This is a genomic window from uncultured Parasphingorhabdus sp. (genome assembly GCF_963975735.1).
Classification (GTDB): Bacteria; Pseudomonadota; Alphaproteobacteria; order Sphingomonadales; family Sphingomonadaceae; genus Parasphingorhabdus.
The window spans coordinates 617,381-641,042 of sequence record NZ_CAXBIA010000001.1 but is presented as its reverse complement, the minus strand read 5'-3'; the positions used below and the strand labels follow the sequence as shown (position 1 = coordinate 641,042).

22 protein-coding genes are annotated in these 23,662 nt (G+C 58.5%); 5 read left to right on the top strand and 17 right to left on the bottom strand.

Annotated features, from left to right (window positions below; genetic code table 11):
- Positions 1-33 precede the first annotated feature (33 nt).
- The 10 genes from AACZ86_RS03130 to AACZ86_RS03085 form a co-directional block, all read right to left on the bottom strand.
- A complete protein-coding gene (locus AACZ86_RS03130) occupies positions 34-1,413 on the bottom strand; it encodes a sulfatase-like hydrolase/transferase (protein WP_339689248.1) in 1,380 nt (459 codons plus the stop codon).
- Positions 1,410-1,862 carry a GtrA family protein gene (locus tag AACZ86_RS03125; protein ID WP_339689247.1) on the bottom strand — a complete coding sequence of 151 codons (453 nt, stop codon included), beginning with the start codon at positions 1,860-1,862 and terminating at the stop codon, positions 1,410-1,412. The genes AACZ86_RS03130 and AACZ86_RS03125 overlap by 4 nt, the downstream gene beginning before the upstream one ends.
- Before the next feature lies 1 nt (position 1,863).
- Entirely contained in the window at positions 1,864-3,441 is a 1,578-nt protein-coding gene (locus AACZ86_RS03120) for an NAD(P)/FAD-dependent oxidoreductase (RefSeq protein ID WP_339689246.1), read from the bottom strand.
- A gap of 123 nt (positions 3,442-3,564) precedes the next feature.
- Entirely contained in the window at positions 3,565-5,130 is a 1,566-nt protein-coding gene (locus AACZ86_RS03115) for an amino acid permease (RefSeq protein WP_339689245.1), read from the bottom strand.
- Positions 5,131-5,405: 275 nt separating this feature from the next.
- The gene (locus tag AACZ86_RS03110; protein WP_339689244.1) at positions 5,406-6,734 is read right to left on the bottom strand and encodes a hypothetical protein; all 1,329 of its coding nucleotides are present in this window, start codon (positions 6,732-6,734) and stop codon (positions 5,406-5,408) included.
- Positions 6,731-8,008, bottom strand: coding sequence for a Na+/H+ antiporter NhaA (nhaA, locus tag AACZ86_RS03105; protein ID WP_339689243.1), 1,278 nt, complete (start codon positions 8,006-8,008; stop codon positions 6,731-6,733). The genes AACZ86_RS03110 and nhaA overlap by 4 nt, the downstream gene beginning before the upstream one ends.
- Before the next feature lie 102 nt (positions 8,009-8,110).
- Positions 8,111-9,124, bottom strand: a complete 1,014-nt coding sequence (locus tag AACZ86_RS03100) for an LLM class flavin-dependent oxidoreductase (RefSeq protein ID WP_339689242.1) — start codon at positions 9,122-9,124, stop codon at positions 8,111-8,113.
- Positions 9,121-9,852, bottom strand: coding sequence for a type II secretion system protein N (gene gspN / locus AACZ86_RS03095; RefSeq protein ID WP_339689241.1), 732 nt, complete (start codon positions 9,850-9,852; stop codon positions 9,121-9,123). The genes AACZ86_RS03100 and gspN overlap by 4 nt, the downstream gene beginning before the upstream one ends.
- Before the next feature lie 15 nt (positions 9,853-9,867).
- Positions 9,868-10,362, bottom strand: coding sequence for a thioredoxin family protein (locus AACZ86_RS03090; protein ID WP_339689240.1), 495 nt, complete (start codon positions 10,360-10,362; stop codon positions 9,868-9,870).
- 10 nt (positions 10,363-10,372) lie between these two features.
- On the bottom strand, positions 10,373-11,308 hold the full coding sequence (locus tag AACZ86_RS03085) for a hypothetical protein (RefSeq protein WP_339689239.1): 936 nt from the start codon (positions 11,306-11,308) through the stop codon (positions 10,373-10,375).
- A 73-nt stretch (positions 11,309-11,381) separates the two neighbouring features.
- Between AACZ86_RS03085 and AACZ86_RS03080 the strand changes: the two genes are divergently transcribed.
- The gene (locus tag AACZ86_RS03080) at positions 11,382-11,891 is read left to right on the top strand and encodes an Rrf2 family transcriptional regulator (protein ID WP_339689238.1); all 510 of its coding nucleotides are present in this window, start codon (positions 11,382-11,384) and stop codon (positions 11,889-11,891) included.
- A 16-nt stretch (positions 11,892-11,907) separates the two neighbouring features.
- Here AACZ86_RS03080 and yghX read toward each other — a convergent pair whose 3' ends face one another.
- Both yghX and ispG read right to left on the bottom strand, forming a co-directional pair.
- On the bottom strand, positions 11,908-12,804 hold the full coding sequence (gene yghX, locus AACZ86_RS03075) for a YghX family hydrolase (RefSeq protein WP_339689237.1): 897 nt from the start codon (positions 12,802-12,804) through the stop codon (positions 11,908-11,910).
- 228 nt (positions 12,805-13,032) lie between these two features.
- Positions 13,033-14,160 carry a flavodoxin-dependent (E)-4-hydroxy-3-methylbut-2-enyl-diphosphate synthase gene (ispG, locus tag AACZ86_RS03070; RefSeq protein WP_339689236.1) on the bottom strand — a complete coding sequence of 376 codons (1,128 nt, stop codon included), beginning with the start codon at positions 14,158-14,160 and terminating at the stop codon, positions 13,033-13,035.
- An 87-nt stretch (positions 14,161-14,247) separates the two neighbouring features.
- On the opposite strand from ispG, the gene AACZ86_RS03065 reads away from it, so the two are divergent.
- From AACZ86_RS03065 to AACZ86_RS03055, 3 genes are all read left to right on the top strand, one after another.
- Positions 14,248-15,354, top strand: a complete 1,107-nt coding sequence (locus AACZ86_RS03065; protein WP_339689235.1) for an isoaspartyl peptidase/L-asparaginase — start codon at positions 14,248-14,250, stop codon at positions 15,352-15,354.
- 466 nt (positions 15,355-15,820) lie between these two features.
- Positions 15,821-17,344 (top strand): carboxyl transferase domain-containing protein, encoded by a 1,524-nt coding sequence (locus AACZ86_RS03060; RefSeq protein WP_339689234.1) that lies wholly within the window; start codon positions 15,821-15,823, stop codon positions 17,342-17,344.
- Positions 17,345-17,703: 359 nt separating this feature from the next.
- Positions 17,704-17,964 carry a hypothetical protein gene (locus tag AACZ86_RS03055; protein WP_339689232.1) on the top strand — a complete coding sequence of 87 codons (261 nt, stop codon included), beginning with the start codon at positions 17,704-17,706 and terminating at the stop codon, positions 17,962-17,964.
- 10 nt (positions 17,965-17,974) lie between these two features.
- On the opposite strand, the gene AACZ86_RS03050 is transcribed toward AACZ86_RS03055, so the two are convergent.
- The 3 genes from AACZ86_RS03050 to AACZ86_RS03040 all read right to left on the bottom strand — a co-directional run bounded on the left by AACZ86_RS03050 (position 17,975) and on the right by AACZ86_RS03040 (position 20,593).
- The gene (locus AACZ86_RS03050; RefSeq protein WP_339689231.1) at positions 17,975-19,066 is read right to left on the bottom strand and encodes an endonuclease/exonuclease/phosphatase family protein; all 1,092 of its coding nucleotides are present in this window, start codon (positions 19,064-19,066) and stop codon (positions 17,975-17,977) included.
- 325 nt (positions 19,067-19,391) lie between these two features.
- Positions 19,392-20,300 carry a haloalkane dehalogenase gene (locus AACZ86_RS03045; RefSeq protein WP_339689230.1) on the bottom strand — a complete coding sequence of 303 codons (909 nt, stop codon included), beginning with the start codon at positions 20,298-20,300 and terminating at the stop codon, positions 19,392-19,394.
- The gene (locus AACZ86_RS03040) at positions 20,297-20,593 is read right to left on the bottom strand and encodes a hypothetical protein (RefSeq protein ID WP_339689229.1); all 297 of its coding nucleotides are present in this window, start codon (positions 20,591-20,593) and stop codon (positions 20,297-20,299) included. The genes AACZ86_RS03045 and AACZ86_RS03040 overlap by 4 nt, the downstream gene beginning before the upstream one ends.
- A 276-nt stretch (positions 20,594-20,869) precedes the next feature.
- Between AACZ86_RS03040 and AACZ86_RS03035 the strand changes: the two genes are divergently transcribed.
- Positions 20,870-21,598, top strand: coding sequence for a porin family protein (locus AACZ86_RS03035; RefSeq protein ID WP_339689228.1), 729 nt, complete (start codon positions 20,870-20,872; stop codon positions 21,596-21,598).
- 103 nt (positions 21,599-21,701) lie between these two features.
- Here the strand turns inward: AACZ86_RS03035 and AACZ86_RS03030 are convergent, their stop codons facing one another.
- A complete protein-coding gene (locus AACZ86_RS03030; protein WP_339689227.1) occupies positions 21,702-23,069 on the bottom strand; it encodes an aromatic ring-hydroxylating dioxygenase subunit alpha in 1,368 nt (455 codons plus the stop codon).
- Positions 23,059-23,625, bottom strand: coding sequence for a nuclear transport factor 2 family protein (locus AACZ86_RS03025; RefSeq protein ID WP_339689226.1), 567 nt, complete (start codon positions 23,623-23,625; stop codon positions 23,059-23,061). Before AACZ86_RS03025 ends, AACZ86_RS03030 begins: the two co-directional genes overlap by 11 nt.
- Positions 23,626-23,662 lie beyond the last annotated feature (37 nt).

Genomic DNA, 23,662 nt, shown 5'->3' with positions numbered 1-23,662 from the left:
ATTGGCAGGTTTCCGCGCAAGCGTTCCAAAATCTTACCCCTCGGGCTGCGAGCCTTTGGCTTTCAGGTAAAGCCATGGAACCCGCTCCGGGTCAAATTGCGAACGATGATGGCGGTCAAAAAACGGCGGCATATGATCACCAACCAGCAGGATATCCGCCTCCGGAAAATCGCTCGCCGTAATTTCCTTGATCAGCGCCTTGTCTATATCGTCGAATATCGCGAACTGGCGGCAAATCATCGGATAGTCCCGGGCCAGTTCGACAGATACTTTCTCGCAATTCTCGGGGTGCAGATTCTGTTCGGTAGGCACCGGCAAATGGGTGTTCAGCGTCAGCCAATATTGAAAGACAGGCTGCTTTGCCCGCTTCAGATTTTCGGCCAGCATTTTCGGAACCTGACGATCACAAGCGCCGGCAAAGACACCGCCACACCATTCGGCGCCACGTTTTTCCAGATCGACAGCAAATTCCCGCTTTTGAAAACCGATCTTGGGATACCAGTCTTCCCGCTTGAAAAAGGGACCTTTGAAACTGTGCATCGCCTGTGTCGCATAGCCTTTTTCGGCAAGCTGCGCGGGCAGGCAATTCAATGTCTTCGGATCATCGCTTTCAAGCAACTCATAATAATCGCCCCAGCGTCCGCAGAGTTCGCGCATCTCGCCCGATGTGGTACTGTTATAATATAGGCTCGTGCCCTGGCTGACCTCATAGCGCGCCTTGACCGCGCTGCTGTTGTAATAGGCAAACAGCTTGTCTGACATCGCCTTGTTGTTCTTGGGAACCCCCAGCGATTCAACGATGATCAGCACCAGATGGCGCTTGCCATCGGCGCGGGCGGCAAAGCCGGATTTCGTAACCGCCGATTCAAACCCCGCACCTGCAGGAGCCGGCCGGAAATAATGACCCCGCATCCCTTCACCGACCGCGGCATCCGCTCCGACAAGCCCGAAAATCAGAGCTCCGCCAAGCAGGATATGCAGTGGTTTGGAAAAATTGGTGTCGCGCTTGAGCAGGAACCAGCTGCCGATCAATATGCCGACCATGACGATCGCCGCAATGATATATTCGATCGAGTTGCTCGGTTTGATTTCGGCAAAAAACTGCAGCGAATAGAGCAAGGAATCCAGCGTCAGGCTGAACAGGCCGGAAACAAAAGAAAGCAGGGAATAGACCATCACCCCGACGAACGCGATCCACTGTACCGCTCGCGGCATCCGTTTGACGATCAGGCCGACGAGACCCGCCAGCACAATCGGAATCGCGCGTGGTGGTGCGCCAACCATCCACATCGCCATGAACGGAATATTGGCGAGGATAACCCAGACCAGCGCCCAGTTGAGGAATTTCGTGAATTCGGTGCTGAATCGCTGCTGCTTTGCAGGCAAGGCTATGGTCTTGTCGATATAGCTCACCGGAATACCCCGTATTTGCGGGTAAGATATACGGCGAAGAAACTGACGGCGACGGCCGCTGCCTTGGCCATGACCGGCAAAATACCGGCACTGGTGAGACCGCTGACCATGGCGACCGTTATGCCGAGGCCCAGTATGGCGGTTCCGATGAAACCGAGCCGTTGCAAATGCAACGCCGCACCACCGCGCGCCTTGCCGGGAAATACGAAGCTCGAGGAAATCAGCCAGTGAACGATGATGCCGGCGCTATAGCCTATTGCAGAAGCCCAGCCCGGATCGACCAGGAATGCGACCAGCACCATGAACAAGGCAACGTCAAAGGCCAGGCTGACGACGCTCGCCAGCAAATAGCGGGTAATCGAAAACCGGTTGAGCAAAGCCAGCGGAGCGGGCAGATTTCCTACCCAATCACCGATGGTTGACCGTCTGTCCGAGCCGCTGCGTTCCATTTTAGGCAGCCCGTGTCGCTGGTTTTTCTTCCTCGATCCGCGTCGGCACATCGCGCATGCTTTCGAGAGCGGCAGCACGGTCTTCACTGATTTCCTCGGCGACCACCTTCTGCGCGCCTTCGTCGCCCGCCTCGTGATATTCGGCGTCTTCGTTGACGTTCCAGACGTTCCACTTGCGAGTGCCGGCTTCGATATTCTCCACCGTCAGCATCGCGGTCATCATCGCGTGATCTTGGTTATTATAGCGGTGCATGCCGTTGCGTCCGACCATGTGCAGGGTCGGGTAGCGGCCTTCCAGATCATTGCGCATGGTAGCGACATTATCTTCATAGCTGTCGTCATAGACCGGATAGGCCTTTTCCTGACGGACAACCGCGCCGCCGACAACATCCTCGGGTTTGCACAGTCCGAGGATTGCCATTTCCTTCTTGGCCAGCTCGATCAGATCTTCGTCGGACGAGGACCACAGACCGTCATTTTCAAAACAGAAATATTCCAGCCCGACGCAGGCGATATTCTCGTCCGGCACCATTTCCGGTGACCAGCTGCGGAAATTCTGCACGCGGCCCACCTGAACCCGGTCATCATGGATATAGATCCAGTTGTCGGGGAACAGATCGTCGGATTTGACCTTGATCGCAACAGTCAGAAAATCGCGATAGTTGAGATCCTGCGCCTCCGGCATGGATTGCGGCAGTGGATGGATGCGGGTGGCAAGCTCGCGCATCGGCGCGCTTGAAATCACATGTTTCGCATTGATGATGGTTTCGCCGTCAGCGCTCGTCGCGCTTACGCGCCAGTTGCCTTCGGCATCCTGGGCGAGCTGCTTGAGGCTATGGCCCATGAGCACTTCATTGCCTTTGGCTTCGACATGGGCCTTGGCCGCATCCCACATCATGCCGGGGCCGAGGCGGGGATAGCGGAAGGTTTCGAGCAGGGTTTTGACTTCCTGTCCGTCATTCGGCCTCTTGTTGAGGCCAAGCGAGCGTTTCAGGCCATCGGTGACCGCGTTCCAGAGACTCAGGCCCTTGATCCGCTGTGCCGCCCAGTCCGCCGACATTTCGTCGCACGGCATGCCCCAGACCTTCTCGGTGTAGGTTTTGAAGAAAATCGAATAGAGCTTGTAGCCGAACTGGTTGACCGTCCAGTCTTCAAAGCTCTTCACATTCTTGTTCGGGAATACCTTCGCCTTGCCATAGCTCAGCATGCAAAGCGTCGAACGCCAGATACCGAGATTCCACAAGGCTTCGAACGCGCGCAGCGGGTAGCTGTAGAATTTGCCTTCATAATAGATGCGGCTCATCCGGGGACGCTGGATGAAGTCGTCTGGCAGGATTTCGTTCCACAGATCGACCACTTCCTGGCTTTTCGAAAAGAAGCGGTGCCCGCCAATATCAAAGCGGAAGCCTTCATGCTCCACCGTCCGGCTGATCCCGCCGACATATTTCGGATCTTTCTCGATAACCGTGACCGAAAAGCCCTTTTTACTGAGCAAATAGGCAGCTGTCAGACCGGCTGGCCCGGCGCCGATGATCGCGACATCTACCGGAGAATCTTCGGGCGTTCTCTGTCTGGTCATAAAGTCCGTTCCCTGTTCATGGTGCGCGCATAACCACGCGATTCATGTTTCAGAAACCGGAGTGAACGAAATTGGTTAGCAGATAGTTAATGGCGGCCTGAAATTTCTGGCCGCAAAAGCAGCTTATTGGTCGTTGATCGGCGGAACAGGCTGGGGCGGCGCATCCGCGTCCGATTCGTGGACTTCGATATGGCCGCGCCCGACATGGCTCTTTCTGTAGCCATAAGCGAAATAGAGGAGCAGCCCGATCCCGCCCCAGATCGGCAATACCAGCTTCGCGTCCAGCGGCAGATTATAGAAAAGCCCCAGACAGCCGACAATCGCCAGCGGCGCGACAATCCAGACCAGCGGCGTGCGGAACGGGCGGTGCCTGTCGGGATCGGTACGGCGCAGGATAAGCACCGCCACCGCGACCATCAGAAAGGCGAACAAGGTCCCCGAATTCGAAATGTCAGCGAGCTGGCCCACCGGCAGAAATGCAGCAAATACCGATACCGCGACACCGGTAATCGCCGTGACGATATGCGGTGTTTTCCATTTCGGGTGAATAGTGGCGAGCTTTTCCGGCAACAGGCCATCGCGCGCCATCACGAAGAAAATCCGCGTCTGGCCGAACAGCATGATCAGGATCACCGACGGTAGCGCCAGAAAGGCGGCTAGCCCGATAAGATTGCCGAAGACCGGATAGCCGATGTTCCGCAGCACAAAGGCCAACGCCTCGTGGCTGCACACCAGAGGTTCGTGGCCCGCCGTCAGCAACGCCTGACATTGGGCGGCAAAGGCAGTGCTGCCGGGCGCCAGCACATTCCCCGCTGCGTCGACAATCGGCTGTGCGCCGACGGTGCCGATCGCACCCGCCGCGACCAGCAGATAGAAAACGGTACAGATGGCCAGACTGCCGATGAGCCCGATCGGCACGTTGCGTTGCGGGTTCTTGGTCTCCTCTGCCGCTGTCGACACCGCGTCAAAGCCGACATAAGCAAAGAATATCGAGGCCGCCGCGCCGACCGCCCCGAAACCGCGGCTTTCGCCAAACCAGCCGTTGGGCATGAACGGATCGAAATTCTGCCCCTGCATCATCGGCAGCGTGAGCACGATGAACATGGTCAGAGCCGAAACCTTGATCGCCACCAGCACCGCATTGACCTTGGCGCTCTCGCTGGTGCCGATCATCAGCAGAAAAGTGACCAGCAAAGCGATGACCAGCGCCGGCAGGTTGATCAGTCCGCCCGGCGCATAGCTCCCAATGGTAAGCGCCGTCGGCAGATGTATCCCCGCATTGGCCAGAAGCCCGACAAAATAGCCGGACCAGCCCACCGAAACCGCGCTCGCCGCCACCGCATATTCCAGGATAAGCGCCCAGCCGACCATCCACGCCAGCAGCTCGCCCATCACCGCATAAGTATAGGTATAAGCCGAGCCCGAGACCGGCACCATCGAGGCCAGTTCGGAATAGCACAGCGCTGCCACGGCACAGACCAGCCCGGCGATCACGAAACTCCACATCATCCCCGGCCCGGCTTTCTGTGCCGCCTCCGATGTCAGCACGAAAATGCCGGTGCCGATGACCGCTCCGACCCCCAATAAGGTGAGCTGAACGGGGCCGAGAGTGCGGGTTAGCGCCTTTTTCTCTGCCGTGGCCAAAATCGCGTCTAGTGGTTTGATACGTCCGAAAAGATTGAAAGCCATACAGCAATCCTGTCCCGAAAAACTGCGCTTGGATTACGCCGATTCTTGCAATGCGCAAGAGGGATTCGACGGGGCTGTTCGCAATTATTCTGGTCGCAGATATGGAGGGGTTTTTCGGGTCCGAATTGGCCATTTTCCCTTCTCTCCTGAGGGAGAGAGCGGGAGTGTTGTTCTGATAAAAAAGCCCGTCATCCTGAACTTGTTTCGGGATCCAGGGAGAGAAGACGCCTATTACCGCTCTGGATGCTGAAACAAGTTCAGCATGACGGCATCACTCACTCCAGCAAATCCCCCGGCAACATCGGTTCGCTCAGCAACCACTCCATCGCTTTCCAGCGCCACACCGGCGCGTCACCCTGCGCCTCGATCCAGTCGCGGACCATTTCCAGGCCGAGGCCATAGTTGATCACATAGCTGCGATATTGCTCGTTGAAATCGGTCATCTGCGCCGCGCGTTCTGCCGAGACCAATTGATATTTCTGGTTCAGCGCGACCGCTTCCTCGCGGGTAATTTCGCCATCGAGATATTGTTGCGCAATCGTCATCCGTGCGCCGCTGAGCGCCTGTTTGGCGATTTGCAGCGCCCAGTAAGCTGCCGCTGTGTCCGGATCAAGACCGGCGAGCGGGTAGAGGACATCACGCTCGTAATCCAGCCGGTCTTGGCCGTTGAACGCCAGTTCGATGCCAAAATTGGCCGACCCCTCGGCGATCAGGCTTTGCGGTGAATAGAGCGGATAGACGGAAAATTCCTGCCAGCCGCGGCCTTTGGTCAGGTTCTTCTCGAGCAGCATATTATAGACATGATGACCCGGATAGCCTTCGTGGCAACCGAGATCGACCGCGCGGCCGATGAAGATCGGCAGGTCGGTGTTGACCTGGATCAGGCTCTGATAATTGCCCTGATAGTAATTATAGCCGCTCCAGCTTTTGCCGGTGACAAATTCCAGCCTGAAATTCTCGCCCTCGGGCAAATCGAAATATTGCGCGGTCCGCGCCTTGCACTCGGCAATCGCGGTGTCGAAAACGGCCTGCAGCCGGTCCGTGGGAATGATATAGCCGTTTTCAAAAGCCGCCACCCGTTCGCTGAGCGGGCCTTCACCGGGAACGATATTCTCGATCTCCTCGAGCACCGGATCAAATTCCGTCAGCGGCCTGAGTTCCGGCGTTACCCCGAACAGCCCCATGGCTTCTTTGGCGAAAGGAAATTTCTCCTTCTGCATCATCGCATGGCGCGTGAGCGCGGCTTCCAGCTGGGCTGAAAGAAAGCGTTTACGTGCCTCGACCAGCGGATCATCGCTAATGGTCAGCGCATCGAGCCGTAGCATCAGATCGACAATTGCATTGCCCAGTTCGCGCATATCGCGCGGATCGGCCTTGGCCGCCTCTACCCATTGCGCCGGGCCGTAATAGGCATCGACATAGCCGGCTTCTTTTTCGCCGAGCGCCAGCGTCAGTTTTACATAATCGCTGGCGATGGAGCCAAGCTCGTTCGATGCTTGCAAAGCAGCCGTATCGGTGATCACTGGCGCAGATACTGGCGCCGCTGACAATGTACCGGCGGAAATTGCCAGACAGGCAATAGCAATCAGGCCACTGCCCTTCAAAGCGCGTCTTTCAGCTTTTGCGCCTGACCATCCGGTAAAACATCAAGCAACTGCTCCGCATCTTCCTTGTCGAGTGATTCCAGATGGCGGCCCTGCGGCGCGAAGCGCAATATGCAGAAACCGATAATCGCGGACAGAACGGATCCGCCGAGCACACCGATCTTCGCTTCCTCGATCAACAGCGTATTGCCGGGGAAGGCGAGCGCGCCAATGAAGAGGCTCATCGTGAAACCGATACCGCAGAGCATCGCCACGCCATAGACCTGCAACCAGCTGGCCCCGCCAAGCCGTCCGGCGAAACCGGTTTTGACCGCGATCCAGACGCTGGCGAAAATGCCGATCTGCTTGCCGAGCAACAGGCCGGCTGCGATACCCAGCGGCAGCGGCGCGAAAATCTGCTCTATGCCCAGCCCGCTGAGCGAAACGCCAGCATTGGCAAAGCCGAAGATCGGCACGATCAGAAAGGCGCTCCATGGCGAAATCGCATGTTCAAGCCGGTGCAGCGGAGAATTTTCGGCATCCGGTGATGTCGGTGTCACCACGATCGGAATGACCATGGCCGCCAAAACGCCGGCAATGGTCGCATGAACGCCTGACATCAGCACGGTATACCAGAGCAGACCGGAACCGATCAGATAGGGCCAGAGCTTGAGCACGCCGTTGCGGTTCATCGTATACATGACGGCCAGTATCGCCGCACTGGCGAGCAAGGCAGCGCCGTTGATCTCGGCGGTATAGACCAATGCGATGATCGCCACCGCGCCCATGTCGTCGACAATCGCGACGGTGACCAGAAACAATTTCAGCGATGTCGGCGCACGCGGCCCAAGCAGAGCAAGCACACCGATCGCAAAGGCGATATCGGTGGCCGCCGGAATTGCCCAGCCATTGTAGAGTTCGGGCACATCCTTGACGACAAACAGATAGATCAGCGCCGGCACAACCATGCCCGCCGCAGCCGCCACAACCGGCAATCGCCGCCTCTCCCAGGTGTTAAGCCTGCCATCGACAAATTCCCGCTTTATTTCCAGCCCGACGAGAAGGAAGAATATCGCCATCAGCCCGTCGTTGATCCACAAATGCGGCGTCATCGGCCCCAATTTGCTCGAAAGGACCGGTCCTTTCAGATCGTGCAGGAAGTGGTGGTACATGTCATATAAGGGGCTGTTCGCGACGACCATCGCCAGAGCGGCGGCAAACATCAGCAATATGCCGCCCGCTGCCTCGCTTTTCAGAAAGTCTCTAAGCGCTGAATTTCTACCTGTACGTGGCAATATGTCTTCTCCCTCGGGGGCGTCTATTCCGGAATTGCGATTGGCCAGAGTCATGCGCAGGCCGGATGGTAAAATCAAGGCTTGAGTGAAGCGAAATTGGCCCTAGGCCGCGATCAGGTCTCGAATATCGGCGGCGATAGCATAGCTTTTCTCGCGCGCTGCCTGATCGAAAATCGATCCGGAAATGATCAGCTCGTCGGCGCCGGTCCGGTCAATGAACCGTTCGACGCCCTGCTTGATTCTGTCCGGCGAACCGATCGCGCTGCCCTGCAAAATCTGTTCGAGCATTGACTGGGCCTGCGGGGGCAGGCTTTCGCGATAGCCCTCGACCGGCGGCGGCATTTTTCCGGGATTTCCGGTGCGCAGCGCGACAAAGCTCTGCATCATCGAGCTGGACAGATATTCCGCCTCTTCATCGCTATCGGCAGCGAAAATATTGAAACCGCACAGTACATAGGGCTCGGCCAACTGCTCCGACGGCTTGAAATCACGCCGGTATATCGTGAGCGCCTCGTCGAGCATCTGCGGTGCAAAATGCGACGCGAAAGCATAAGGCAGACCAAGAGCCGCAGCCAGTTGCGCGCCGAACAGGCTGCTGCCGAGAATATAGAGCGGGATATTGGTCCCCTGCCCCGGCGTCGCCTTGATACCGAGCCGGTCATCCCCCGCCAGGAACGCCTGCAGTTCCAGAACATCGCGCGGGAACTCGTTCGCATCGCTGTTGAGATTGCGGCGCAAGGCCTGCGCCGTCCGCTGGTCCGAACCCGGCGCGCGGCCCAGGCCGAGATCGACGCGACCCGGATATAGAGCCTCCAGCGTGCCGAATTGTTCGGCAATCACCATCGGCGCATGATTGGGCAGCATGATCCCGCCGGCACCGATGCGGATGGACCTGGTCCCCTGCCCGATATGCGAGAGCGCCACTGCAGTCGCGGCGCTGGCAATGCCTTCCATGCCATGATGTTCGGCCATCCAGAACCGCTCGTAGCCAAGCGCCTCGCCATGCTGCGCAAGCGCCAGCGACCGGTCGAGCGCGGTTTTGACGTCGCTGCCGAGCGGCACCGGAGAAAGGTCCAGTATCGAGAATTTTACCGCTTTGTTTCCGGCATTGGTCATTGTGCGTTCCTTTGTGCCAATTGTCCTGCAACCTTGATCGCATAGCCGTCCGGAACGTTGCGAAAGCCGAGCGTCGGCAATAGCAACGTCCATGCGCGGTCGCTGCCCGAGAGGAACAGCCGCGCGGTATAATAGCCGTTGCCTTCGAGTTTGAGAGTGAGCTGCTCCATGCCGGAACCGCTCTGCAGTGGCAACACCAGCACTCCATCCTGACATATTGCATTGCCGAGCAGGCCCTGTTTGAGATCGAGCCCGGGTATATTTGCGTCCAGCGAGACCCGCACCTGACCGCTCGCCGACTGGCAGCGTCCACCGGCGAAGCTGATATTCACGTCCCGCAGATCAATCGCCGAGGCTGGCAACGGGGCCAATTGGCGGCCGACGCCAAGCACGGTGGTCACATCCTGCACCAGCAGGCTGTTGCCGGATTTGCCAACCGTCGCGACCAGCCCGTCATCACCGGCGGTGGCCGGTCGCTCCAGATCCATCAGCAACCTGCCCGTCAGCAACGGCAGGAACCGCACACCGGCATCGAGATCACCCAAAGCAAACGGCCCGACTTGCGCGCCCTCGATCCGGCCGTTCCAGACCGATCCGCTGATTGCCTTGGCCGAAAAGCGCGATCCTTCAAGCCCCGCCATGCCTACAGCCAGCCGCAGCGGCAGGAAGAACAGCGCCACGGCGATTACCGCCAGCAGGATCAATATATAGGTCAATGCGCGCGGCACCTGCTTTCCTTCGGCTCAGAGTTCGGGAGCAAATTGGTCGAAATAGACGAAGATATCATCTTCCTCGCGGCTTGCAGCATTGCGCCATTTCGGTGCCGATTTCGGGTTCAGCAGATCGCCGTCCGAGGACAGCACCAGAACGGTCGGCGTGCCCTTGATCGATTTTATGCCAAAGCGCCGGGCGATATCGATATTCCGGTCCTTCATCCCGACATCGACATAGACCAGCTCATATTTGACCGCCAGCATCGCGGCAAAGCGAGGTTCGGCAAACCAGCCGGACAGGCCACGGCTGTCGTGACACCAATTGGCGCCCATCACGACGATCACCCGTTTGCCGGACAGTTGCGCCCGGGCAAGTGCTGCGTCCACTTGCTCCACCGCATTGGCGGATTCGTCGAATGGCCGGGCTTCGGGATGGTTAGTTTCGCTCGCCCCGGCCTTTACGGCCTGACTGGCGGTAGCAGTCGAGAGGCCAAACACGGCCAAGAATAACAGCAAGAATCTCATGCAGCGGCTATTACACTTCCAGTGGCGTGAGGGAACAGGCTTTTGTCAGACCAAGACCGCGTTTCATGGCCGGGAAGCTGCGGACCATCGCGGCGCCCATCGCCAGCTCGAAACGGACTTTACGGCCATATTGCGCCTCGATCCGGTCGCCGAGCTCGAAAGCATCGGCAGAGCGGGTCGCGATCGCCTGACCGAATTTATACGCCAGCGCTTCTTCTTCCGGCAGATTGTCCGCCCCCTTGAACCAGGCATTGACGGTCTCTCTGCGAACATCATCGGCCAGCGCCCAGTTTGCGCAGCTGATCGCGCAGGGCCCGCAGTCCTCGACCATATTGGCGCCCATCCGGGCTGCGTGGAACAGCAGCGCCGGTGCCTCGTGCCTGTGCATCGAGGCGGGCAGGAAATGCATGAATTTTTCAAACGCATGACCGGGCGCGGCGGCGATTGCATCATGATATTGCCGCTCGCTTTCCTCTGCTTCCGCATTGGCAAATTTGAGAAACACGGATTTCGGGATACCGGCAGGCGCGATCCGCTGGCGCGCGAACAGGATAGCAAGTGCCAGGAACACCAGCAACGGTGGTCCCAGAACGCCGGGCGCATCGGCAATAAAGGCATCCGGCGAGCAAATCCCGGCCGACACTTCATAAATGTGCAATATGCCGTGCAGCGACAGCCACAATGCACCCGCCAGAGCCGCTAGCCAACGCATGTGGATATTGATGCTCGCATAGAGCAGAATGATTCCGCAAGCGGCATAGGCAATCCCGATATCGCGGATGAAATGCTTGTTGGGCGGTCCGGTGGCAATGACCGTCGGGATCGCGACATACCAGTCGAGCGGGCGAATGATCATGAACAGACCGAAGAGCAAGGCGAACAAGCCCACCCCCAGAACAAGCATCTGCGCCAGGCGGTCAAGGACATCAGGTTTTCCGGTGAGCATCGATCTTTTCCTTTATCCGGCTGCGACTCCATGTTATTCGGACATTTATTATCCGATTTAAATCAAGAGTCAAATGATGCAGATTTCCAAGGGTGTCGAATGGGCTGCCCATGCCGCGGTGATGATGATTGCATTGCCGGACGGTCGCGGCCTGAAAGCCGAGGCGCTCGCCCGCTATCACGAAGTGCCGACCGCCTATATGGCGAAGCAGTTGCAGGCGCTCAGCAAGGCAGAGATCGTGCAATCATCGCGCGGTGCCCATGGCGGCTACCGGCTCGCGAGACTTGCCGCCGATATTACGCTGTGGGATATAACCGCCGCAATCGAAGGCCATGCCCCTGCCTTCCGCTGCACCGAAATCCGGCAGAACGGTCCCTGCGGTTTGAAGAAAACGGACTGTAACAAGCCCTGCCAGATTGCGGGCGCCTTCGCGGTGGCCGAGCGGGCGTTTCGGGACAGCCTGAAGACGGTGACGCTCGCGGATTTGGGCGCGCAGGTTTTACAGAATTCCAGGCCTGAGCATCTGTCGGGCGTCGGTAACTGGCTCGAGAGCGAGACCATGCCGCTCAGCAAAAAGACGTGACCGGCCGCCTGCGCCTCTAGCTGCGCAGATGCGCGTCGAAAAACGCCAGGGTCCGCTGCCACGACAGGCTTGCCGCTTCTTCGTCATAGCGCGGCGTCGTGTCATTGTGAAAACCGTGGTTCACATCGGGATAGAAATGCACGCTATATTCTTTCTGGTGCTCCGCCAGAGCCGCCTCATAGGCAGGCCATCCGGCGTTAATCCGCTCGTCATTACCTGCATGATGGATCATCAGCGGCGCCTCGATCGCCGGCACCTCTGCGGCTTCGGGCTGGCGTCCGTAATAAGGCACCGAGGCGGCAAGATCGGGATAGGCCACGGCCAGCGCGTTGCACACGCCGCCGCCATAGCAGAAGCCGACCGCGCCCACCTTGCCGGTCGAACCGTCATGATCGCGCAGAAATTCAAAAGCGGCGAAGAAATCTTCCATCAGCTTGGCGCCGTCCAGCTTGGCCTGCATCGCACGTCCGTCATCGTCATTGCCGGGATAACCACCCAGGGGTGACAGGCCATCGGGTGCCAGCGCCAGATAGCCGGCCTTGGCCACGCGCCGCGCGACATCCTCGATATAGGGATTGAGCCCGCGATTTTCGTGGATCACCAGCACCGCCGGCAGCTTGCCTGTCGCTCCAGCCGGTTTCGCCATCAGCGCGTTGATCTTGCCGTGTCCTTCGGCGCTGTTGTAACTGATCCGTTCGGCCGTGATCGCCGGATCATCCGGCTCGACCTGCGCCGCCCAGACATAATTTGGCTGCAACTGATCCAGGATCATTGCCCCGGTCACCCCGGCAGCAGCAAATTTCCCCGCCTGCCTGATAAAATCCCTTTTCGAGATCGCCCCGTGGACATAGCCGTCAAAAATCTCGAGAATATGCGGGTGAAAGTCACTTGCGCGCTTGCGGGTCGAAGTCATGATGGATCATCCTTCAGCGAAAATGGGCAGAAACTCGCCAGAGCATAGCATAAAATGCATTTTTGCAAATGCCGTTCGTGCTGAGCTTGTCGAAGCATCTTGTTCCTCGCAACGCTGACGAAGCGCGAGCCGAGAGAGGCCCTTCGACAGGCTCTGGGCGAACGGTGATTATCTTAGATGTTGGTTGGAAAAACTTCAGTTCGTCAGCAATCCTGACCGCGTGGCGCTTCAAGCCGCTTCGCTAATCCCCGCCTCGATCTCCGCTGCCTTCGCCTCGACCAGCTTGACAATATGATCGACCATATCTTCGTCCGCGACATGATGGTCGGTTACGCCGGAGAGATAGACCATATGTTTGCCCTTGCCGCCGCCGGTGATGCCGATGTCGGTTTCCCGCGCCTCGCCCGGACCGTTGACAACGCAACCAAGCACCGAGAGCGATAAGGGCGTGCGGATATGCTGGAGCCGTTCTTCCAGCTTCTGCACCGTACGGATCACGTCAAAGCCCTGCCGCGCGCAGCTCGGGCAGCTGACCACCCGAACGCCGCGCGTGCGCAGGCCGAGCGCCTTTAGCATCTCATAGCCGACGCGCACTTCTTCCTCGGGTTCGGCCGACAGGCTCACCCGGATCGTGTCGCCGATCCCGGCCCAAAGCAGATTGCCCATGCCGATCGAGCTTTTCACGGTGCCGCCGATCAGGCCGCCGGCCTCGGTTATGCCAAGATGCAGCGGACAATCCACCACATCAGCCAGCTGCGCATAAGCCGCAACCGCAAGGAACACGTCGGAGGCTTTCACCGCGACCTTGAACTCGTGGAAATCATGATCCTGCAATATCTTGATATGGTCGAGCGCGCTTTCGACCAAAGCCTCGGGACAAGGCTCGCCATATTTCTCGAGCAGATCCTTTTCCAGACTGCCCGCGTTCACGCCGATCCGGATCGCGCAGCCGTTGGACTTGGCTGCGTCGATAACTTCGCGAACCCGCGCTGAAGAACCGATATTGCCCGGATTGATCCGCAGACAGGCCGCGCCCGCCTCTGCCGCTTCAATCCCGCGCTTATAGTGGAAATGGATATCCGCGACGATCGGCACATTGCTCGCCCGGACAATCTCCTTCAGCGCCGCCGTGCTTTCGACATCGGGGCAGGACACCCGGATGATATCGACGCCCGCCTCTTCGCAGCGGCGGATCTGGTCGATCGTCGCCTTGGCGTCGGAGGTCAGAGTGTTGGTCATCGTCTGCACGGTAATCGGCGCATCGCCGCCCACCGGCACGTCACCGACCATGATCTGGCGGGACTTGCGCCGGTCAATATCGCGCCATGGACGCAGCGACGGATTTTCTGAGGTCATATCTTTGCTCTTGTAAGAAGGGCCTGTTTGCCGGACATATAGGCTGTTCGCGAAGAAATGATAAGAGCCAATCGGGAGAGACATCTGATGATCCGTTATTTGCTAGGCCTGTTGGCGCCACCCCTCTTGCTTTCGACCACGGCAACGGCGGCTCATGCGCAGGACGGAATCGAAGAGGAAGCCCGCTGGTCAATCGCCATTCACGGCGGTGCCGGGACAATCGAGCGAGACAAGATCACGCCCGAGAAAGACGCCGAAATCCGCGCAGCGCTGAATCAGGCGCTTGAGGCAGGTTCCGCCGTTCTCGAGGACGGTGGCAGCGCGATTGATGCCGTCACAGCCACCATCATCATTCTCGAGAACAACCCCAATTTCAACGCCGGCAAAGGAGCGGTCTTTACCTGGGACAAGACCAACGAGCTCGACAGCAGCATCATGGATGGCAGGGACCTGTCCGCTGGCGCGGTCGCCGGGATCAACGGCACCAAAAACCCGATATTGCTGGCCCGCGCGGTCAAGGACCACAGCCCGCACGTGATGTTGTCCGGCGAAGGTGCAAACCAGTTCAGCCGCGAACAGGGGCTCGAACAGGTGACACCCGATTATTATGCCACCCCGCACCGGCTGCAGCAGATTGAAGCCGTCCTCGCCAAGGAAATCAGCGCCGCCGATGTCGATTATAAATTCGGCACGGTCGGAGTGGTGGCGCAGGACCGCGGCGGCGATATGGCCGCCGGCACATCAACCGGCGGCATGACCGGCAAGCGCTGGGGCCGGATCGGCGACAGTCCGATCATCGGCGCAGGCACCTATGCCGACAACCGCAGCTGCGCGATATCCGCGACCGGATCGGGCGAATATTTCATCCGCCTCGGCGTCGCCCACGAAATCTGCACCCGCATCCGGATGCGCTTCTCCGAAGCGATCCGGGAAGCACAATTGACGGTGCCGAAGGATGACGAAGGCAACTATACCTATGTCGTACACGGCAGCGAATTCCAGTTGTCCGACCAGGAAATCCAGCAGATCGCCGATGATGTGATCGCCGAACTGGGCGAACTCGGCGGCGATGGCGGGATCATCTATGCAACACCATGGGGCCAGGCCGGCTATAGTTTCAACACCGCCGGCATGTATCGCGGCAGAGCCACCAGCGAGGCTGAAGCGAGCGTGGCGATTTATGGGGATGAGTGAATAGCCATCTTTCCTCCCCGAAGCTTCAGCTTTGGGGAGGTGGCAGCGCGAAGCGATGACGGAGGGGCTCTTTGCCACTGTCAATGACCGTGCGTTCGCTACCCCTCCACCATCCTGCGGATGGTCCCCCTCCCCAAAGCCAAGCTTTGGGGAGGATGAAACCTTCTGCACCTCTGCAAATGCGCACCGGATAATTTGCCGCTTCCCCTATCTTAACCACTCGGTTAAACCCCTGCCATGATATCGCATCCGGCTACCATCTGATGATCCTGTCCTACATTCCTGCATCGCGCTATGTTGGCCGGATGATGTACGCAGCATCAGATTGTCCGGTCGGGACGGCCTTTTCGGAAGATTACACTCGGCGACAATTTGCCCGGGCGCGATCCGCATCTTTCTGCCGCCTCCAGCCTAAAGTCGCAGAAAATAAAAACCTCCATAACTGTAAAGATGACCGGACCCGAACATGACATGGAAACCCGAACTTGAAGAACTGGCCGAGCGCCAGCGGCTCGCCGAGAAAATGGGTGGCGAGGAGAAAGTTTCCCGCCAGCATGGCCGCGGCAAGCTCGACGCACGGGCGCGGATTGCGGGCATTGTCGACGAGGGCAGCTTCCGCGAGATCGGCAAGATTGCCGGACGCGGGACTTATGCCGAGGACGGAACGTTCGAGGATTTCGCGCCGAGCAACCTGATCTTCGGTCGCGCCAATATCGAGGGCCGCCCGGTTGTCGCCTCTGCCGATGATTTCACCGTACGCGGCGGGGCCGCCGATGCGGCGCTGCACCGCAAATTCACCCAGTGCGAGAAAATGGCGCATACATTGGGCATTCCGATGATCCGGATGATCGACGGCACCGGTGGCGGTGGGTCGGTCAAAAGCCTCGAGGATATGGGTTTCACTTATGTTCCGGCCGTGCCCGGCTGGGAAGATATCATCAAGAATCAGGATACCGTGCCTGTGGTAGCCCTGGCGCTCGGTCCGACGGCGGGCATGGGCGCGGCGCGTGCCGTCGCCAGTCACTATTCAATCATGGTAAAGGGGCTTTCCCAGATATTTGCAGCCGGCCCTGCGGTAGCCGCCGCGATTGGCGATGATCTGAGCAAAGAGCAATTGGGCGGGTCGGACATTCATACCACCAATGGCGTGATCGACGAAGAAGTCGCCAACGAAGCGGAAGCCTTTGTCACCGCACGCAAATTCCTGTCCTACCTTCCGAGCAATGCGAACCAGCTATCCGCCCGCACCGAGAACTGGGACCCCGTCGACCGCAAGGACGAAAGCCTGCTCTCCGCCGTTCCGCGCGCCGACAAGCAGGTCTATTCGATGCGCAAGATCATGACATCGGTATTCGACGAGGGCTCCGTGTTCGAAATGGGCAAGCGCTGGGGCCGCGCCGCGATTACCGCCTTTGCCCGGCTCGATGGCTGGCCGGTTGCGGTGTTGGCCAATGATCCGTCTTTTCTCGGCGGGTCATGGGAAGCCAAATCATCGGAGAAAGTCGAACGCTTCGCCAAATTGGCCGAACAGTTCCACTTGCCAGTCGTCCATCTGGTCGACAATCCCGGCTTCATGATCGGTGGCGAGGCCGAGCGTACCGGCACCATCCGCTATGGCGTGCAGGCGATGAACGCGGTCTATAAAGCGACCGTGCCCTGGGCCAGCGTCATCGTCCGCCGCGCCTACGGGATTGCCGGCAGCGCGATGAGCAATGCCGAGAATTTCCAATATCGCTTCGCCTGGCCCTCGGGCGACTGGGGCTCGCTGCCGATCGCCGGCGGTCTGGAAGTCGCCTACAAGAGCGATATCGAAAGCGCCGAAGATCCGGCCGCGCGGCTAGCAGAGATCAAGGCCAAGCTCGACAAGGTCACCTCGCCATTCCGCACCGCCGAGCAGTTCAGCGTCGAGGATATCATCGACCCGCGCGAGACACGGCCCCTGTTGTGCGAATTTGCCGATCTGGCGTGGCGGAAACTGGGCGCATCATAAGCGCCTCGCGAGTTCCAGCGAACGGGAAGGTGAATCGAGCGTGACGGCGGCTGATTCGTCTACTCGTCGCGCCGGGCGATACGGTGACGTTAACGTTTACATTATCCGTCAACCTTCTCCATTAATCCCCTGGCTCAATTCGGGACTCACCAGATAAATTATTCCCTCTCAAAATCAGTCAGTTGACCATGATTGTGACAATTATCACCGGAAAATGTCGAATTACTCCTATCGATTCTGAAAGAAGCAGATATCATTTCATCTACCAAAACAAACGGTTCACCGTTGGTACAGCAACGAAATGCCATTTGAAGCGAAGTAAGCGAAGTAGGTTTGGCACAATCAAGAAGGAAGAAACGATGTACTTATCGCCTAGATCATTCATCAATCAGCCTGTTCAGACATTGGCCGAACAGGGAACGCAGCGCGGATATCAGCCGCTCTATCATCTCGACATTGTCAACCGCTGCCCCGGTTGCGGTAAATCAAGCTGGCATGTCGGCCGGTTCAGTGCGGAATGCGCCCATTGCGAGACCGCTTTGCCGCTGGCCATGGTTGCCAGCCAGCCGATGCAGCCGCGTTTTACCGAGCATTTCAGCAAAACCGCGATGGCGGCCTGACAACAAACATCTAGTCGGCCTTCAGTCCCGCCAGATAGGAAGCTGCTGCATTTGACTTGATCCGCACCCACATCGGCTTGTGGTCGGACAATTGGTAAGTGCGCCAATTCCCCTTGTAATATTTGGTCAGCGCCGCGCCCTGCTTGTCCTTGCCGCCGGCCTTCTTGCGCAGCTCGCTTTCATATTCGAGCGTGTCGCCGTCGCGGAACACCGACTTGTAAATCTCGAAAATCCCGGCATTGGCTTTCTTCGGATCGTCGGTCTGGCGGTCGATGAAGTTCAATGTGTCATCATCGGTCATGAACGCGATCTGGTCATAATATTTGCTGAGATCGAGGTTCGATGGCCGGTTGAGCGCATTGGGAATGCGGAAGCCGTGCCGCTTCAGCGCGGTCATCGTCTCGTGATCCGGATGGACGATATTGAAATCCCCGAGCAGGATTAGCGACCGGCCCTCCTTTTGCGCCTGCTCCGCCCGGTCGCCGAAATAGTCGGCGACCCGGTCAATCTCCTGCACCCTTTCTTGCAGCTTCGATCCCGACGACGAGCCGTAAAACAGATGCACGGTGCAGATATCGAACTTGAACCAGCCGGACTGGAAGGCGGTGATGAACGGGGATCGCCGGAACTGTTTCCCCTGATATAGCTCTCCGCCCTCCCCGGCGGTATCATCGGTGATCAGCATGTCGGTCGGCAGGACGATTTCGCCGGCGATATTCTGGAACCGCAACTTGCGCTTGTCATAGAGATAGAGCAGCCGCTCGCCGCCGCTGCCGAGCTTGTGATGGGTCTTGTCCGACGCGATGAAATCATAGTCCGGCCCGAGCCGGTCCATCACTGCGCGCCAGTCGTCGAGATCGACCACTTCCTGCACCGCGACAAAGTCGAAGCGCGACAATATCTCGGCGATATACATCAGGCTTTCCGGCAGCCGTCGGACCTTGCCGAAGTTGCGGATGTTCCAGGTCGCGAGCAGCAAGGTCTGCTCGCTGTCCTTGTCCGGCACTTCCCGGTCGAGCTGGCCGATCAGCCGCTCGAGATTGCCGACAACCCGCGCGCGGTCGCTTTTGGGGACATATTTGAGATAATAATATTGCGGCATTTGCTTCTCCTATATCCAGGAACAAAACGCGCGACCATATTGTCTTTTGCCGGACTATAGCGGGTCTTGGCGGTGTAGGACAGTCTCGATCAATCCTTGCTGTTCGGCTCGCACTTGCCGGGGCCGAGGTCAGCAAAGCGAACGGCGTCGTTCGACCGGAGGGTCCTTCGACAGGCTCAGGACGAACGGGGGTTGGTTCCTTTCATTCTGCGCTTGATGAACGAGGGCTGTTTCCGTTCGTCCTGAGCTTGTCGAAGGGCGTCTCTCGTCTAGAAGCATGGTTCGACAGGCTCACCACGAACGGATAACCGGCTCCGCTTCGCCCTCAAATATCCCCGAACGACTTCAACGCAGCCGGCGCAACCACATCACCCCATTCCTGCACGAAATGCCCCGCTTCCTCGATCAGCAAAGGCTCGGGACAGCCGTTGATCAGGCCGCGCATCATGTTCATCACCGGAGGACCGAGTACCGGATCGGAACCGCCGATCGCCATGAAGCTGTCACCCAACCACTCGCCGCTCCAGAAAGCTGCCGCCTGTTTGCTGACCGCAACGCCGTCCATGTCGGGCGATACCGGCACCAGCGCCGGGAAAGTCCGCGCGCCGCCCTGATAGCTGGAATCAGGATAAGGTGCATTATAGGCAGCGGTCTCGGCCTCGGTCATTTGCGGCGTCCCGCGGGCAATAATCTCTCCGGCATCGAAGACCGGCGTGGTCAGCGCATATTCTTTCCATGCGTTGAACCCGTCCCCCGCACCGGTGCCGAGGCCCAGAGCGGTGTTCATGATGATCAGCCGCGACAGCCGGGCCTTGAAACGCTCGTCCACCGGCAGCGTCAGGCCGATCAGCCCGCCCCAGTCCTGCACCACCAGGGTGATATTTTTCAGATCCAGTCGCTCGACCAGCGCCAGGATATGATTGCGGTGAAAGTCGAACGTGTAAGTCGCGAAGTCGGTCGGCTTGTCGGAGCGGCCAAAGCCGAAGAAATCGGGACAGACCACCCGCGCGCCGGTGGCAGTGAAATGCGGGATCATCTTGCGATAAAGGAACGACCAACTCGGTTCACCGTGCAAACAGAGAAAAGTCTTCTCGGCATCGGCTGGCCCGGTATCGATCCAGGCGGCGCGCAACCCTTCATAGCCCGGCAAATCATCGGCATAATATAGCGGAAAATCAAAGTCCGGAATATCGGCGAAACGGTCTTCGGGCGTGCGGACAGCGGCGATCGTCATGGCGGGGGTTCCTCTCGAGTTGCGACCTGCAACCTGTCAATATATCGGAAGCCGGTCAAGCGATGATGGATGGCGCCGAATATAGCAGGTTCGCCATGGCAAGAACGAAATTCTGGCGAAACTTTACGGAGATCGGCGTTTTTATTTTCTGTAATCTTTGCCTCAAAAGCCCGTAATTCAGCGCTTTCACCAAGACCAAAGCCCTCCCTAGTGTAATCTTTCGAATTGCCCGCCACGAAGCGCGGACAATCAAAGAGGAAGAGGCAGGACAGGCTCATCGCGATGCCGAGCATAAGCGCAACAGCCGTCTGTAGGAAAGAGGTATTGCACAGCAGAACCTGTCGCCCTCGACGGTCCGTCCAACCGCCAAAATGTGCTATTTTTGCAACTTTTCGACATTATCGAAATTTATCCGATTTGTGATGGAACGACATTGGCCTGTGGACCGTTCACCCTACTCGTCGATCAATGACGCCCAGTATTTGGCCATGGATCGACGATAAGCCCGCAATCATAGCGGGCATCGCCGGAACGCCCTCGTTCCACATTTAGTTAATTGGAGTAATATTATGAAATCCCCCATGATCACCCCCCTGATCCTGTCCTCAGTCGTCGGCGCCGTTGCCATCGCCGCTCCTGCCGCCGCGCAATCAGACTCCGCCTTCACCGGCCCGCGCGCTGAAATCCTTGGCGGCTATGACACGTTGCGTTCGGGCAGCGACGTCGATGTCGACACCGACAATGACGGCATTTTCGAGAATAACACGCTCGACCAGTCGGTCGACGGCTTCGCTTATGGCGTCGCTCTCGGCTATGACATTGATGCCGGCCCTGTGGTTCTTGGCCTCGAAGGCGAATATATGGATTCGACCGGCCGTCAGGAAGGCGATGAAGACGTCAACGCGCCGTTCGGCTATCGCATCAACCTGAAGCGCGACCTCTATATCGGCGCGCGTATCGGTGCCAAGGTCACCCCGACCACCCTGCTCTACGCCAAGGGCGGTTATACCAACACTGCAGTCGAATCCCGCTTCCAGGACCGGGCCGAAGCCGATGGTGTTGACCTGAACTTCGACGACAGCCAGCAGGTTGACGGCTATCGCCTCGGTGCGGGCGTCGAGCAGCTGATCGGAACCGGCGGATCCGGCAACGGTTCCGGCGCGTTCGTCAAACTCGAGTATCGCTATTCCAACTATAGCTCGCTCAAATATAACGACACATTGTTCAACGATAACAATGAAATCGGCGTCGACCTCGACCGCCACCAGGTCGTCGCGGGCGTCGGCTTCCGCTTTTAAGCCGGAGCCAGGCTAGCAACAGAAGGGCGCGCCGTTCAGTGGACGGCGCACCCTTTTTTGTTTTGCCAGTCGACGGACGGGATCGAGATATGCTGATCAGCAATCAGCGCAGATATTCTTCCAGAGTCTTGTGCAATCGCCTGATCCGGGCTTCCTGGTAATTGCCGAGCGACTGGGCACCTTTCTTCGAGGCCTTGGCCCCATCTCTCTGCATCGCGAGATTGTCGGTGTCCTGGTCGAGGATATCCGCGAGGACGAAGCCTTCAACGCTGGTGTAGCTGTCCTCGATTTCCAGCCGTATCGGCTTTGCGGGCGCGGGGCGCTCGCCATTTGCGGGAAGCGGTTGCAGCACCAGTATCTCGTGCAGGCAGTGATCGACGTCGATCGGGCGGAAGCGGTAGCAGAGGCGGATGTTTATGCCCGGGAAGAAGAACATATTCGGGAAGAGAAAATATTCGAGACTGTCGATCATCTCGCTGGTCGACACGCCGGACAGGTCTACATTGAACTCGCTGCCATGTTCCTGGCGCAGCATTTCGGCATGGACTTTCCGGGCCGATGCCCCCGCCGGCAGATCCTTCGGGTCGCGGCCGAGCTTCTCGAACAGCTTTGCCTCGCTGACCGGCTGGTTGAGATGCGGGCTGGGCACGCCGATCGCGTGCATGAAGCGGCTGACATTCTTGCCGAAAATATCATATTGCGCATTGGCGTCGCCAGCCGTGTAGACCGCCTGTGAATGGGTTTCGAGCACATGATAGGCCTCGAGAAAGGCCTCCATCGCCATCTTCCAGTTGGCCGGCAGGACCTTCTGCGTGTGCAGCGCAACATAGCGGTCATCCATCGGCCATTGTTTGAAATGGTCCGGCAATATTTCTAGATAGTCGGCCAGCGGCGGCGCATCGTCGTCCATGTTGATGAAGACAAAGCCGCCCCACAGTTCGCAGCGGATCTCGGTCAGGCCGAAATTATCCTCGTTCAGATGCGGGAAATCCCAGCGGCAGGGAATTTCCTTGAGCGATCCGTCGAGGTTGAAGGTCATGCCGTGGAAGGGGCAGCGGATATGCGAGCGCCTGGCACTGCTGCTGCCCTCGGTGGCGAATTTCATGCCGCGATGCGGGCAGCTGTTGACGAAGGCGCGGATTTTGCCGTCATCGCCGTGCACGACCAGGATCGAATAGGGACCGACATCATAGACATGCTGGTTGCCGGGCGCGGGGATATGCTCCTCGCGACAGGCCCATTGCCAGGTCCGGTTCCACATCCGGTCGATTTCGCGCTCATGGACGGCGGGGTCGATATAGCGGTCGAAGCTGATATCCTCGTCGCCGAGAAATTCATATTGTTCGGTCCGCATCGCGGGCGGCGGGTTGTCGCCGTCTGCGTCCATGATATCCTGCATCGACGGTCCGGGGCAACGCGCCTCGCCCGGCGCGAGATCGGGGTCGGAGGGCTTGGTCAGGTCATAGGCCATGGTTTGGCTCCAATTTGCGGTTCATTGCTGTGCGGTCATAAAGCGGGTCGGACGGCTTGCGCGAGCCGACGATCATCGGCGTGCCACCCAGAAAATCGTCGGTACACGGATCGTCGCGCACCCAGTCGACCAGTTCCGACCGATAGGCGAATTTCCAGACGCCGCCGCGTTTCTCCAGCCGGTCGACATAGCGCCCGCTGATGAACAGGTCGCGCTTGTCGCCTGCCTCGTTGGTCAGCTTGTGATAGGCCTGATAATAGACTTCGCCAAAGGCTTGATCTCCCGATATTTCGACCAGATGCTGGCCAAGCATATGATGATTGCGCTCGTGTGTTTTCAGGGCGTCGATGCAGAAATCGGCAAAGCCGTCCGGGCCGCCCTCATAGATGCCGTAGCTCAAATACGCATCGTCCCAGAATTGCGCGCGGAGCAAATCGCGGTCCAGCCGGTCCAGCCCGCGCATATATAGCGCGGCCAGATCGCGGATCGCCAGATTGGCCGTCATAGCCTCCAGTTCGGTTTCGCTAATCGCATCTCTCCTGTTCTTTTGAGGCATAGTAGGTGCCGGAGAGATCAGGTAAATTACCCTTATC